Here is a 14,105-nt window from a genome sequence, read left to right on the forward strand (position 1 = left end):
CGAACAGCTCCTCCTGAAAGGTTGCTTCCAACAATCCGTCACGCGTCCATTCCACCACCAATACAAAACCGCCGCGCTAGCGGCTTACTTGAACAAAATGTTGCACCAAAGTCGCGTTGGTGCATGCAAATTGAAGCAACGTTCACTCACGCGACTTGGTGAACATCGACGTTATCCGAGCAAGCTATCGTAGCCGCCACTCAATTTGGTGCCTTTGCTTTGACACCACAACTAAATTCGTGAAAGAAACACTATGTCAAAATACGCTTTTCTAATTCTTTCCGTTGCCATGCTCGCAGTCGGAATGTCTGCGTTTGCGCCAGGTCAAAGCCAAAAACACGCGTCCGAGAGCGGCGGGCATTACGACATAAAGATGATGGGGCTCACCATTTGCATCGTAGACTATGAATCCAACAAAGCTCATCTTTATAAGGAATCGAAGGACGACAAATCGCTCGAGCTCTTCAAGAGCATCGACATCTCTAAGGCCGGCAGCAATAAGATCGAATACATCGAACCAACGAACGTCGCTTCGAATGAGTGACAACACTGAAGGCACGGACGCGGCTGCAGTCGTTCAAAACACTAATCTACGTGCAGGTGGAAAAGGGACATACCAGCCGTCCGGTACCGTTTGCGTTGATCGGCTCGCTGTTTTCGCTTAACGTAGGGCTGAAAACCACTTTCTCCGCCTGCTGGAATGCGTTAAATGGGACGCCCCAAACGTGCTGATGCCGCTGGGCATTGCTATCACATGCTCAACCGCGCGAACCTTCGTGCCACTATTTTTGAGAAGGATGCGGACTACGAAGCGTTTGAGAAAATACTTGATGAGGCTTTGGAGCGATTCAAGATAGAACTTTTCGCGTACTGCCTGATGCCAAATCACTATCACCTTTTGGTTCGCCCTGGCGAGGACGGTGAAATGGGTCGCTTCGGTCATTACGTCGGACTGACTCACACTCAGCGATACCACGCCCACTACAAGACGACCGGAATGGGGCATGTGTACCAGGGTAGGTTCAAATCTTTCCCCGTCCAAAGTGACGAGCACTTCCTCACCGTAGCACGGTACGTCGAGCGAAACGCTTACGCCGCGGAACTGTGCAACCGCCCCGAAGACTGGATATTTGGCAGTTTGCATCACTGGCAGCAGAAAACGAAAGCTTTCTCGCAGCGAATCTCTTCGTGGCCGATCCGTCGGACACCCAATTGGGTTCAACTCGTCGCGACGGATTTCAGTGAACCAGAGCGAGACCAGCTAGACTGGAGCGTCAAACGGGGAGCCCCCTTTGGGAATGAAACATGGGTGGAACACACAGCCAGAAGATTCCACTTGGAGTCAACCATGCGTCCCCGCGGACGCCCAAAGAAGAAATCAGCCAGAAAATGAACCTCCAATACCGCAAATCGGTACCGGACACAATACTGTTCGGCTCACCTTATGCACTGATGCGGTTTGGGCGGCTTTTGCGTGGGAGGTAGTGCGACGCCGCAAATGCGACGAAGGGTTTGGCAACGCGAACACGAGTCGACCGCGCAGCAGGGAACCGCCCAAGTGGCTTCACTTCGGTCGGTGCGCATTGCTCCTACAGAGCCTTCGGTTTCAACTTTTCGATATGAGCTTCCAGTTCCTCCAAGCTCGCCCAGCCGAGTAAATAAAAGCAGATCATCTCGTAGGTCCGTTTGTTCGGTTGACCCCCGGTGTAGATCAGGATCAGCAGGCAAGCGATGATGGCTAAGTACATTTGAATCTCGACGCCTGCCGGCTTGGTGCTCAGTAGATGCCGACAGACCAGAAGCTGTTTGATCATTCGGAAGAACAGTTCGATGAGCCAGCGAAGCCGGTAGGCTTCGGCAATCAGTTCCGCCGGAACGTCCATTAAGTTCGTGACCAATCGCAGTCGACCATCGCAGTGAGAGCCTTTGCTGCCAGTGCGGACATGCGGCGGGACTTCGATTTCGATGTAACGAACCGGATGATCGCTTGCGACCGTTTTGCGGTTGCTGGTGTGAGCTCCCAAAACGACTTCTCGGTCGATGCGGACACCGGCGTCGCGATCTGCTGCGGTTAGGTCTCGCTCACAAAGGATCTTCGGCGTGCTGTTGTCGCGGGCTCGGCAAATGTAGCTGCTTCGGGCGGCGTTGATTTGGTTGAACAATTCAAACTTGGCATACCCACGATCAATCACATAGCAGCGATCTGGTTGCAAGACGGAAGCCAGGACTGCCTTTTCGTCATCTTTCCCCTTGGGCTTGGCTGGCGTGGCATCGATTCGCTCGGGGATTCCGCGAAGGATCTCGAAATGAGTGTGCATGCGGTATCCATCAACCGACCTACCTTTGGTCGTTCCGCCTGCCTTATCAGGCAGCCAAGCCAAAGATGCCACACGCACGGCCGTCTTGAAGACGCTGCCATCGACGGCGGTGAGTTGATGTCCGATCACATCAAACTTCGATGGGTCGGCCGAGGGCACTTCGGTAGCAAGCTCCGCGGCGATCTTCTTGAGCGGCTCGGGGTCAAAGATGCTCACCGACTCGGAGAGCGATCCCAGCGAAGCTCGCCCGACGCCGAACTTCTTCTGGACATCTTTGAGTGTGCTGGCTTGCTGTAGTCCACGAAGAGATGTCAGGATCGGATTGAACATCCACATAAGAACTAGCACGCCGTACTGGTCCATGTGCAAATCACGATTGCAGGATTTGTCGCGTGCAGTACCGATCTCGTGCAGGGAATCCAACAGTGGCCGGATCTTCTTGAAGAACTTCAGGCCCTGCAGTTCCGCGGCGCGAATATCAGGCGAGTCTTCCGTGGACGCATCCCTATCGCTGCCGAGGCTCTCGGTCGTTGGGCTTCGTTGTTTAGGGGGTCGGTTCGGCACTGACTCATCCGCTGCGTGTCAAACTGGCGGAACATCCGCCAAATTTGAATGCTTGCGCAATCGCCGTGCCAAAAGTCGTTAAAATTCAAATCGCAACTTTCGTGCCGAACAGTATTGTACCGGACACCTTTGTTCGCCCCCGGACACCTTTGTTCGCCCCGAACCCGACAATCCGACACCGGACGTTGCAACGCAACGCATTCCAGGGGTCGCGAAACATGTGCGATCGTTCGCAGTTGCTGGCTTCGTGGCGTTGATTTGCTCCGGCCCGTTTATTGCGAGATACCCGATTCAGACCTTATTGGTCGTCGCCTTGCTTGGTTTCGCGAATGCATTTGTGGACCATTTACTCGGACGCTGATGCTCGTCCCTGCCGATTTTCCGCATTCGCCGCTTGCGCGAGATTTGTCTGCAGACAATCACGCCAACGCTTCCGCTGAAAACGGATAATCAAACGCTCCTTCGCGAGTCCCGGCAGCAAAAGCAACTCCAAGACTAGCGACCGAAAACATGCGTATCGCCTTTGTCGTTTGCGATTGGAGCATCGTTGCAATCGTGCTTGTAGGATTGCACGCCCTTGGGCGGCATACCCTTATCGTGGCTCCGATTGCGGTGCTGGTATTGACGAGCGGCGATTCTTTGGATGCGTCGCAGGTCCTTTGGTAGAGTTGACTGGGTGGATCACTCATTCGCTTGATCTCGGTGTCTTTCGCGGACGGAGCGAGTTCGGTTCTTGCTGATTGCGGGTGTGATGTGATTGCGAATGATCGATGGGTTGAAACGTTTTGAAATATCGTGATTTTGGGCTCGGTGGCGCGGAGATAAGGGGTGGTTTTGGTCGTGGTGGGCTGAGGGACTTAGGACGGGTTTGGGGGAGAGACTGACCGAGGGCCTCGGTCAGCTACGTGGTGATGCGTGTTGTGGAATTCGGTCGTGTTTCTGGCGGTGGAGGTACTGGGGGTGGTTTTGGTCGTGGTGGGCTGAGGGACTTAGGACGGGTTGGGGGAGAGACTGACCGAGGGCCTCGGTCAGCTACGGGGAGGCAGGTTTTTGTGTCGGCCCTTCAGGCCTTGGGGAGTTTTTTTGTGGGGGGGACAGGTGGCTTACGCCACCGGCAATGGTTGTGTCGGCCCGCTGGGCCTGGGGTGGCTGGTTTTGCGGGAGGTTGGGGTGGACGTTGGTTTGTTGTGTGGGGTGGTGGGAGTTTGTTGTAGCGGGCTGAGGCCCTCAGGCCGGGTTGGGGGGAGACTGACCGAAGGGCCTCGGTCAGCTACGGTGAAGCTGGTTTTGTATCGGCCCTTCAGGCCTTGGGGAGTTTTTTGTGGGGGTGACCGGTGGCTTACGCCACCGACAATGGTTGTGTCGGCCCTTTGGGCCTGGGGGGTGGCTGCTTTGGCGGGAGGTTGGGAGTGGGGTGTTGGTTTGTTGTGTGGGGTGGTGGGAGTTAGTTGTAGCGGGGTGAGGGACTTTGGACGGGTTGGAGGGGAGACTGACCGAAGGGCCTCGGTCAGCTACGGGGGTGATGTGTGTTGTGGAACAGGGGGGCGGTTTGGGATGTGGCTGACCGAGGGCTTCGATCAGCTACGGGGGCGGTTGGGGTTTGCGGCGGGTTGTTTGTTTTTGTTGGTGGGGAGCCGTTTATTTTGATTCGAGATTTGCTTGGATTGCGGTTGCGCTGCGACGGACTTGATTCGCGAGATCGGGATCGACGGCTTGGTAGAGCTTGATTAGTGATCGATAAGGCATTAGGTATCGTCCGTCGATTCGGATTGATTCTTTGAACGCGTTTTCGGCTTCGGGGAACCGCCGGAGCTTTCCGAACGCTAACCCCAAATTGTATTGGTAGATTTCAGAACGCGTCGCCGCGACAAGCTCGCGGCCGACGTGAACGGCGTCCGCGTAACGCTCGGCTGCGTAGTGAACATCGAAGAGAACGTCGAGAGCCTTCCTACGAGTCTCGTTGGGTCGTGATTCGCTTCGGAGGACCCTTTCAGCATACGGGCCCGCAACACGCCATCGCTGCACGGACGCCTGTTCCGAATTCTCCGATGGATTCACCGAGAGCCATTCGGCTTCCCATCTCGCCAGCGCCGCGATGTGGACCAACACATCCATATCTGATGGATTCTGCTTCGCGTATGCAATCAGATCTCGCAGAGGAGTTGAAGGAAGCGAACTGCTGGACGAGCTCTCGCCGGGTTCGCGAATGTCGATTTTGATGAGCTGCATCGCTCGGGCGAGAAGGTCGTTCCGCGTCTTGTGCTCGTCCGCAGACACCTCTTCGATAGGGCTTCGCATTCGTCGCAAGACCGTCGACATCGCGTCATTATTTACGGCGTCCTCATTGGCGGAGACAGAAGCGTTTTGATCAACGTCGACGCTGTCTTTGCCGCGTCGATGAATCCCGATCGTGTGATGGGTGGTTGCGGCGTGAGCGACCTCGCTAGCGATTGGTGGCATATGACAGGAAACGCAGCGATCGTTTTCCTGTTCGATCCGCTCCTGGAGAGGCAACCCGCACTCGGTGTGTTGATGACACTGAATGCAGTATTGGCGTTCGACTGCATCGATGTTTTCATTTGTCGGTTTGTGATGAGGGTCATGGCAGGAAATGCACTTCAGCGTTTCGGATTGCGTGTAGCACTTGCTTTGCCAGATCTGATCAAAGTGGCCAACAAACGTCTCTTTGGACACTTCTTCGTCGTCGCTCTTGTACGAGGTCATTGTCGAATCGAGCGGCTCGCCGGGGCAATAGTCCCAATCTGATTTGCCGGCTTGCTCGACGACAACGTCTCCCTGCAAGTGGCACTGAGCACAGATCGCGTCGGCAAGATCACGGCTGAGATTCCCGGGGTGAACAATCAGCGAACCGGTAATTTCGTCCGAAGCGTTTTCGTCAGAGGCATCGGCGGTTTGATAAAGTTGCGTGTGCTGTTCGCCGGGACCGTGGCATCGTTCGCAACTGATTGCCTCTTCATAAATTGTCACATGCTGTTCGTTGCCCGTCGGTGCCGACAGGCTACCGGCGTGACAGTAAAGACAGCGTGTTGAAATAACACGGGTCAATCCGGGGTGGTGCGTTTCGTCGTAGCCTGGGGCGATCTCGTAGCGTTGCGGTTTGACGTACCACGTCATCGGTGACTGCAAAAAGTATTCGCCATCTTCGAGTAGATACGCGTGGGCAAACGCACCGCTGCCCATGACGTATTTCACCGGCAACATTCCGGTCGGGAACAAAGCGTGCTCGGCATCCGTCGATCCGGTGGGAATCTCGAGCTCTTCACGGTGGTACAGTTGTCCCGCGTCTTCGAACGCGGTGTAAACGGTACGGCTTTTTGCGTGAGTGAAACCTTCTAAGGGAACACCTGCATCGGGTGACCATGCGACGAGCGAGCGACTGTGGTCGGTTTCTCGATACGAGTCAAACTGTGCCGGGTGACATTCAGCACACGTCGCCGTGCCAACGATTCCCTCTGGCAATTTGCCGGGTCTCGCGAGCGAACTGCTTTCTTCGGTTGATGCCGAATCGATCGCATCCGAGTCTGCTGTCGCGTCCGTAGCTGACAGAGCAGGAGTCAGTTGTTTGGGCGATGGAGACGCTTTACTGACCGCCTCCGCTCGCTTGCTCTTCGCACGAAGTAAGGCGAACGTTCCCGCAATCAACAACAGGCCAATCAACAGGAATCCAACAGATGTGCCGCGCATCGAAGTACCCCGACCGAGAATAGACAGGGCATTAGTTTACCCGATTTCGCGTTTCACAATCCACGTGCCGCTGACACCGTAAACCGCGACGGTTCGAAGTGTGTAGAGACGAGCGAACCGTCGAAACACAAAAGCCCTGCTCGAAAGCATTAGCGGCCGAACTGGAGCCTGAGGAGATTGGGCTCGGTTAGTTTGGGGCTTGCGTGATTAGCGATTGGGTAGACCGCCGACCGCTCGGGAATTGAAAGGACGGCGGCGGGCATGCATCTCCCGTTTCGATGCTCGGGAACCGGCCAACTCTCCTGTCGCGATTTGATCGCATCTGTGAGCATTCGTTCAAAAGCCTCGCCGGTTCGCTCGGATATCCCTCTCCGATTCAGTTCGGACAATGAAGGGCGGCCTATTCACACGAGCAACGCTGACTTCGCGATGCCAACGAACACAACAAGATACGCTTCGCCTAATCCCATCTCAAACAGATCTCTGATCGACGGCCAATGTGAGTGGTTACTGTGCATGTCACGCGTTCGGCACAGAATCATCGTAGACGCCACGCATCCATCGTGCAAAGTTCCGGATTCCCAAACACACCGTCACAGCCGACGCGACCTACACCGGTACGACGCCCGCGTCTTCGCGTTGGGCTACGGAACTGTCGACACCCTCGTTCTATATTTGGAACGGCGTTTGCATTAACCACGGTGGTATGAACACGAAACCCCTCGCTCCGTCGCCATCCGTCGTCCTAATTCGACGCACTCGTTCCTCCATCCGCGAGTGGAGGTCGATGAATGGGGCCGCAAACCGTGTGCGAGGCGTCTCGATCGTGCTGGCGTGCTCGCTGATGGCGTTTTGCATTGCGGTTGGATCGAGCGTGACGGCGTTTGCTCAGGACACGGGGGATCCATCGGCGATTCTCGATTCGGATGAAAAGCCAATCGAAACACCAGATAAAGTCGAGGTCGAACCGACGGCGATCGACGAAGACATCTCCACGCGTTTGCAAAGCATCTTTGAGGCGACGAATTGGTTTGAAGGAGTTGACGTGTCGACGGACGAAGGCGTCGTTTTCTTGAGCGGCGTCGCTGACTCGGCACCTCATCGTGAGTGGGCCGAACGTGTCGCACAGAAGACTTCAGATGTGGTCGCGGTCGTCAATCAAATCGAAGTCGCCAAACACTCCATCTGGGACATCACGCCCGCGGTCGGCCAACTGCAAACGCTCGGTGCCGATTTCGTTCAATTGATTCCGCTATTGGCGATCGGCACGTTGGTGATCGTGCTGGCTTACGCAGTCGCACGCATCTCCGCGATGTTGGCTCGACGGATCACCGCCCGCCGTGTGGACAGCCAACTGCTGCAACAGGTCATCGCGAGCACGGTCGCAGTCCTTGTGATGTTGATCGGCGTCTACATCGCACTTAAGGTGTCGGGACTCAGTCGCCTCGCGGTGACGGTGCTCGGCGGTACCGGATTGGTCGGCCTCGCACTCGGTTTCGCGTTTCGTGATATCGCGGAGAACTATCTGTCGAGCATTTTGATTAGCCTCAATCGTCCTTTTAGCGTCGGAGACCTGATCGAACTGGAGGGCTACAAGGGATTCGTCCGCCGCGTGACGACGCGAGGAACGTTGCTGCTGACCGTGGACGGCAATCATATTCAGATCCCCAACAACACGGTCTATAAAGCGATCGTGACAAACTATTCATCCTCACCACGCATCCGAAGAGAATTCATTGTCGGCATCGGCTACGACGATTCAGTCACGCAGGCACAGGACCAAATCTACGAAGTTTTGAAACGGCATGAGGCCGTGCTCGACGATCCCGCGCCGATGGTTCTCGTCGATTCGCTGGGGGCGGCGACCGTTAACTTGGTCACGCGTTTTTGGTTGGACTCGGGCAAGTTCGATGCAGCGAGCGTTTCGAGTGCATTGATGAGACAAGCGAAAACGGCTCTCGCCGAAGCGAACATCAGCATGCCGGACGAGTCGCGTGAGGTCGTGTTCCCGCAAGGTGTCCCCGTCGCGATGCTGGACGCGCCCCCTAAACAGCCATCCGAGGCAGCACCAACACAAAGCGAAAGCCGAACCCCCAATCACGAGCCGGATAAAGCGAATTCGTCGGCTGCCGAGGGTGGACTGGAGAACAAGGACGAAGAGATTCAAAGCCACGCGGCCGAAGGGGAACTCGAGCAAGGCGAAAACTTGATCGGGTGAGTCAACCGTGGGAGACGCAGAGAGCACTCTACTTCAACGCGTCGCCCAATTGCCGGTCTGGCGGGCTCGGGAACGGATGTCAGCGTCGGTCAGAACCTTGAGGACATCTCGATACCGACGTGAAATCAGTGCGAGGGTACGAGTGTCGGTGATCGCACGACGGCACTCACGGCGAAGAGCACAGGCGTGGCGTGCGAGCAGCCTGCGGTCGCGAGCAGACGTGACTTGAGCGGCGAGGTTGCCGATCACCTCCATCATCCTGAGTGACGCGTTTCGATCCGCCGCGACATAGGGGCGAAGCTGGTCGAAGACGAGCGATGCGAAGGCACGAAACGTGACGGGCTCTGCGATGACTCGCAACCGTTGATCATCGTCATAGCGATGGGCGGCGGGCAATTCACGACTGGCCAACGTTTCCAGGGCTGATTGCAACCAGTCCATGCAACTGATCGCAGTGAACGGATCGTTCACGCCAGGCGACAACGCTCGCATAGCAACCTCGACCAATTGGTTGACTTGAAAACGCAAATCCTGAGTCGCCGTTCGCTGGGTACCATATACGAACATCGCCGATAGCTCCGAAGATATCTTGTCGTCGATACGGTCGCGGGGCGATGCGAGCAGCAACACATCCGAAAGGGTAACAAAGTCACCGGGACTCGGCTGGACATGCAAAACGAGATCGTGGCGAGTGGCAACGTCGAGGAGACCGTCCCCGTCGATGTACTCCAGATACCCGGTTCCGTCGGATTGGACCTTCGCCGCGGACTCGTCAAACAACGGCGGCAACGTTGATTGCGAACCGTGTTCGACCTCGGTGTCTCGCGGGTCACCAACGCGTGCAGGAAACTGGCTGTCGATTTGAGCGTTCAAACGTCGCCCGACTCCCGCAATGATATTCGATACGTGAATGGTTTCGGGAATGTGGTGAATGAAAAAGATCAACACACCGACGCTGACGATGGCCATCAGCACGCCGACCATCACCGCTATGTGTGGAACGAACGCTCCCAGTAGCTCCACGTTCTCGCCGACGGTGCCGGTTTCGCCGGGTGGCGCGGTCTCCGCATTACGCACGGTCCGCAAGACCATTAGGCAATACAAGAAGGTCGAGATAAAGACGCCCAACGTGAACTGGTTCGCTTTATCGCCCATGAAATTATTGAGCAACCTCGGACCGACCTGTGATGTCGTGTGCGAGATCGACAGAATCGTCATCGAGAACGTCACACCGGCGACCGTGATCATGGACCCCGCGACGGTCGACAACACTGCCCGGGCTCCGTCGGGTTGGTTGCCGTAGAGCCACGACGTCCCGTCCATCCATGCCGCGCCGAGTCGGTAGTCGAGCGAGGTCGTCACGAACGAGAGAACGATCGCACTGATTGCCATCAACGAAGGAACAAACCAATAGCTGGTGCGTACCTTCGCCCACAGCGTGATCAGGAGAGCGTTCATAAAACGTCAAATCGATTCGAGAAACAGAACAGGTCGGCGTCAGTAGCCGAGCACACCAACACAACAAAATGTCAACGCAGCGAAACTCGCCAAGAGTCCAGGCGAGCGGCATTGTCCGTTGATTGCACGTGGACACTCCCGCGAGCCTTGAGCCGGTACACCTACGTTGTCGCAACGGCACCGCGCCGGATTTCTTTGACCACGCGGACCGCGCCGGATTGTGGCTGGATCCCGTTACCATACTGGATCGCGTAGACCTGCGTCGCTTCGGCCCCCAACAGGACGATCATGGCGGTGTAGTAAACCCACACCAGCAGCACGGCCAACGACGCCGCGGCAGCCCCGAGCTGTGCCCCTGGTTCGCTGTAGGAGAAATACCACTCCAACGCCCAACGGCCTAACAAAAACAAAACCGTGGTGATGAAAGCACCGACGAACACGTCTCGCCATCGCACTTCCGCGTCGGGCATGAATTTGAAGATGGCCGCGAAGACCACCATGACGACAATTCCCTGAACCGTGAAATTGATGGCTGACGCAAAAGTCTCCGACATTCCGATCAGGTGGCCCAACTCGCTGCCGATCGCAGCCAACACGGACGAGACGACGAGAGACACCAGCAACAGAAAGCCGAGGCCCAGAATCATTGCGAACGAAAGCAGCCGTTTGATAACGAAGTTCTTCCACGCTTTCGATTCCGGATCCGGTTGCACTTCCCAGACTTGATTCAATGCACCTTGCAGTGCTCCGACGACTCCGGTCGCCCCGACGAGGATGCCCGCGAAACTGACCAACGTCTTCCACCACTTGCCGCTGGACTGTTCATGGTTTTTGAGGATCGTTGCGATCTGTTCCGTCGCGGCTTCGTTGCCAATCATCTGTGCCGCTTGGCTGGTCAGCACCTTCTCCGCTCGCGATTCCGCTTGATCGTCGTCGTACATCACAGACATCCCAAACGTGAGAACCGTTAGCAGCAAATATAAAAGTGGTGGGAGCGCGAACGCGGTGTAATAGGCCAATGCTGCGGCGAGCGTGCTGCAATTATTTTTTGAAAACTCGCTGAAGGTTTTCTTAAGGAAGTTCATGAGTTTGATCGCAATGGGATGAGTCGGATCGGCCGTGTGTCGAGCGTGAAGCGGCGGCACGGAGATTTGAATGCAAATACCGCGCCGACTCTCGCGATCGCGTTCGAACCCGTGTTTTGCCAGGGCGTTAGCGACCTCGACCGTCGCCGATTCAAAATCTTTACACAGCCCCCCATTTCGGCTACTGTTCGGCTACAAGGGCGATGATCATGGTGGTTTCGTTCTTCGATCACGAACCCACGCCGTCTTTGCAAAGGCAGACTTCATGTCACGTTTCTCTTTTCCAGGCTGCGGTAGCGGCACTTCAGGCACCCGCTTGTCGCAATCGAACTTCGTCACGCGAATCGGCGCGGCGATCGTCTTTGGCGTTGCCTTGGCGGGCGGCGTTGGCACGCAGTGCGTTGCTCAAGACGATGCCGGAGTTTCTCAGGACGGCGGAGAAGAAGCAGCGTTTGAATTCTCGGCCGAGCAACTCGCGTTGATGGAACGCTACGCTGCGATCGAATGGCAGGAAGGACCTGCGACCGGCAAGATTGGCGATATCGCGGAAATCAAAATCCCCGAAGGCTACTCGTTCACGGGAGCCAAGGGCGCTCAAGATCTATTGGAACTGTACGGGAACCCGCGAAACCCGAACATGCTCGGTGCGTTGATCCCGGACGCGGAAGACGAAGATTGGACGCTCGTGTTTCAGTTCAGTGACATCGGTTACGTCGACGACTCGGATCGCGATAACCTCGACGCCGACGGCATCATGTCGGACTTCCAATCGGGCATCCCCGCGGGCAACGAACAGCGACGTGCGATGGGGATGGAAGAAATGACGTCGATGAGTTGGCAAGAGCGCCCGTTTTACAACTCAGAAACGAACAACCTGACTTGGGCCCTGAAATTGGATTTCCCCAGCGGCAGTTCGATCAACTACGACATCCGCATGCTCGGTCGTCGTGGCGTGATGGAAGCGACGTTGGTCGGCGATCCCGAAACCTACGCTTCCGTCGTTCCCGTCGTGAACCAATTGCTCGCCGATTACCAATTCACATCAGGCAACAAATACGCGGAGTGGAAACAAGGCGACAAGGTCGCGGCCTACGGGTTGGCCGGATTGGTCGGCGGCGGTGCGTTGGTAGCAGCGTCGAAAACGGGCCTGCTCGCCAAGCTAGGACTGCTGCTCGCAAAAGGGGGCAAAGCTATCATTCTCGGCGTGCTGGTATTCTTCGGCGCGATCGGATCGTTCCTGAAAAAGCTGTTCGGTGGCGGCGACAGTGAAACGGCCCGCTAGGTCGCACCCTCATGAGCAGCCTGTCCGACGTCGAATGGATTTTCGTCGTTTTGATCGTTTTGTATTTCCTGGAAAGCCTCGTGTGGGTTCGTCCGGGAGTGTCGGTATTTGCGTCCCGACGCGGATCGTTTCGAAACCGAAAGCCAGCAATGCGATTGACCGGGAACGATCGCGGGCAACTGATGCTCGGCGGATTGGCTCCCACGGACATGACGTTGCTATGTCACGAAATGCCGGTATCGATCACCGGCGAAGGCGTCGTGGCGTTCGTCCCAATGTCGCCGATCAACAACGAACGGCCACACCGCTCGGGCGACTCTTTTCGATGGCCGGAACTAGCTGACTGTCGGTCGAACGAGCGAGACGTGATCGCCGGCGGGCGTACGGTCTGCCACATGAACAACGCGGCGATCGCGAGACGTTTCGCAGAGCAACTCTCGTCGCTAGCACGGATGCCGGAAAACGAACGTGCTGAAAAGATCGAGCGTTTTCGCGAGGCGATGTATGACGTTCAAGAGATCCGCGATCGCGTAGAAGATCTGTCGAAGCAAACCCGATGGATCCGGCCGCTCGCGTCGATGCTGTTAATTTGGATCGGACCGATCGGGGCGCTGTTGTATTACGGCATCCTCCCGGTCTCTCGCGACGCACCGACAACGGTGGCCTATTTGGTAATGCTATTCTTGCTCTGGTGGGGCGTGGCCGCGTTCATCTTCAGTGCCCACCGGCGTCTGTTTCGTGAGGACCGAACGGGTCGATTCAAACTGGTCGCTTGCTCGTTGCTGTCTCCGGCGGTACCGCTGCGATCGATCGATTATCTGAGTCGCGAACTGTTGGCGACGGATCTCTATCACCCGCTCGCGGTATCGGCGGCAATCGATTCGAGCGAACAATTCCGATCCGTTGCCGAGCGGACGATGCGAGATATCGAACACCCGATCGCGCCCGAGATGCCGAACACAGAATCGGCAGCGCCCCCGGGAACGACAACCAACGAAGACATCAACGCGATCGTGATGGACAGCCGTGCGAGTGATTGGGATTTAATCACGAAGCTCTTGAGCGATTCGAAGATCCCGTTTGAAGAATTGTTGGCAGCACCGGCACCCGACGACGACGCGTCGATGGAGTATTGTCCGAGATGCCATCAACAGTTTGAGATCGAAAACGCCGCCTGCGACCAGTGTGGTGGACGCGAAACACTCCCGCTGCGAGTATAATCGTCGCCGCGGGTGGAGGCCTTGTTTGCCTTAGCGGCATGAACCGACTGTGTTGGTTCACGAAGCCTTCCCGCCTGCGTTACGGATTGCAGGCGACGGCCTGTAGTTAATCACTTTACGAAATGGAAATGACCGATGTCCGATACCGACCCGAGTGATGGGAAGCGTCCCAATAATTGTTGAAAGTTGAAAGATGGTCTCCCGGAGGGCAGAATCTGCCCTTCGCAATTTTCCAATTTTCGTCGGGTGCAACCG

General features: G+C 56.4%; 10 protein-coding genes. 6 read left to right on the plus strand and 4 right to left on the minus strand.

The window, feature by feature from the left end; genetic code table 11:
* From FHS27_RS30865 to FHS27_RS30225, 3 genes are all read left to right on the plus strand, one after another.
* On the plus strand, nucleotides 1–193 hold a 193-nt coding region (locus FHS27_RS30865; RefSeq protein ID WP_221225503.1), incomplete at its 5' end, for a hypothetical protein.
* A gap of 60 nt (nucleotides 194–253) precedes the next feature.
* The gene (locus FHS27_RS30220; RefSeq protein ID WP_184310108.1) at nucleotides 254–544 is read left to right on the plus strand and encodes a hypothetical protein; all 291 of its coding nucleotides are present in this window, start codon (nucleotides 254–256) and stop codon (nucleotides 542–544) included.
* 165 nt (nucleotides 545–709) lie between these two features.
* Nucleotides 710–1,393, plus strand: a complete 684-nt coding sequence (locus tag FHS27_RS30225) for a transposase (RefSeq protein ID WP_184310110.1) — start codon at nucleotides 710–712, stop codon at nucleotides 1,391–1,393.
* Nucleotides 1,394–1,589: 196 nt separating this feature from the next.
* On the opposite strand, the gene FHS27_RS30230 is transcribed toward FHS27_RS30225, so the two are convergent.
* Nucleotides 1,590–2,882: an IS4 family transposase gene (locus tag FHS27_RS30230; RefSeq protein ID WP_184310112.1), complete on the minus strand. Its 1,293-nt coding sequence runs from the start codon at nucleotides 2,880–2,882 to the stop codon at nucleotides 1,590–1,592.
* 1,638 nt (nucleotides 2,883–4,520) lie between these two features.
* Nucleotides 4,521–6,587 carry a tetratricopeptide repeat protein gene (locus FHS27_RS30235; RefSeq protein ID WP_184310114.1) on the minus strand — a complete coding sequence of 689 codons (2,067 nt, stop codon included), beginning with the start codon at nucleotides 6,585–6,587 and terminating at the stop codon, nucleotides 4,521–4,523.
* A 706-nt stretch (nucleotides 6,588–7,293) separates the two neighbouring features.
* Between FHS27_RS30235 and FHS27_RS30240 the strand changes: the two genes are divergently transcribed.
* Nucleotides 7,294–8,805 carry a mechanosensitive ion channel family protein gene (locus tag FHS27_RS30240; protein WP_246421351.1) on the plus strand — a complete coding sequence of 504 codons (1,512 nt, stop codon included), beginning with the start codon at nucleotides 7,294–7,296 and terminating at the stop codon, nucleotides 8,803–8,805.
* Nucleotides 8,806–8,838: 33 nt separating this feature from the next.
* On the opposite strand, the gene FHS27_RS30245 is transcribed toward FHS27_RS30240, so the two are convergent.
* Nucleotides 8,839–10,263, minus strand: a complete 1,425-nt coding sequence (locus FHS27_RS30245; protein ID WP_184310116.1) for a DUF2254 domain-containing protein — start codon at nucleotides 10,261–10,263, stop codon at nucleotides 8,839–8,841.
* A gap of 161 nt (nucleotides 10,264–10,424) precedes the next feature.
* A complete protein-coding gene (locus tag FHS27_RS30250) occupies nucleotides 10,425–11,348 on the minus strand; it encodes a YihY/virulence factor BrkB family protein (RefSeq protein ID WP_184310118.1) in 924 nt (307 codons plus the stop codon).
* A gap of 265 nt (nucleotides 11,349–11,613) precedes the next feature.
* Between FHS27_RS30250 and FHS27_RS30255 the strand changes: the two genes are divergently transcribed.
* On the plus strand, nucleotides 11,614–12,630 hold the full coding sequence (locus FHS27_RS30255; RefSeq protein WP_184310120.1) for a DUF2167 domain-containing protein: 1,017 nt from the start codon (nucleotides 11,614–11,616) through the stop codon (nucleotides 12,628–12,630).
* A gap of 11 nt (nucleotides 12,631–12,641) precedes the next feature.
* Nucleotides 12,642–13,850: a hypothetical protein gene (locus FHS27_RS30260; RefSeq protein ID WP_184310122.1), complete on the plus strand. Its 1,209-nt coding sequence runs from the start codon at nucleotides 12,642–12,644 to the stop codon at nucleotides 13,848–13,850.
* The last annotated feature ends 255 nt before the right edge of the window (nucleotides 13,851–14,105 follow it).

It is taken from the genome of Aporhodopirellula rubra, assembly GCF_014192335.1.
GTDB classification, from domain to species: domain Bacteria; phylum Planctomycetota; class Planctomycetia; order Pirellulales; family Pirellulaceae; genus Rhodopirellula; species Rhodopirellula rubra.

Excerpts from the sequence above, each read along its gene's own strand:
- FHS27_RS30220 (WP_184310108.1), top strand. The coding sequence starts at position 254 with ATGTCAAAATACGCTTTTCTAATTCTTTCCGTTGCCATGCTCGCAGTC.
- FHS27_RS30225 (WP_184310110.1), top strand. The coding sequence starts at position 710 with ATGGGACGCCCCAAACGTGCTGATGCCGCTGGGCATTGCTATCACATG.
- FHS27_RS30235 (WP_184310114.1), bottom strand. The coding sequence starts at position 6,587 with ATGCGCGGCACATCTGTTGGATTCCTGTTGATTGGCCTGTTGTTGATT.
- FHS27_RS30240 (WP_246421351.1), top strand. The coding sequence starts at position 7,294 with ATGAACACGAAACCCCTCGCTCCGTCGCCATCCGTCGTCCTAATTCGA.
- FHS27_RS30245 (WP_184310116.1), bottom strand. The coding sequence starts at position 10,263 with ATGAACGCTCTCCTGATCACGCTGTGGGCGAAGGTACGCACCAGCTAT.
- FHS27_RS30250 (WP_184310118.1), bottom strand. The coding sequence starts at position 11,348 with ATGAACTTCCTTAAGAAAACCTTCAGCGAGTTTTCAAAAAATAATTGC.
- FHS27_RS30255 (WP_184310120.1), top strand. The coding sequence starts at position 11,614 with ATGTCACGTTTCTCTTTTCCAGGCTGCGGTAGCGGCACTTCAGGCACC.
- FHS27_RS30260 (WP_184310122.1), top strand. The coding sequence starts at position 12,642 with ATGAGCAGCCTGTCCGACGTCGAATGGATTTTCGTCGTTTTGATCGTT.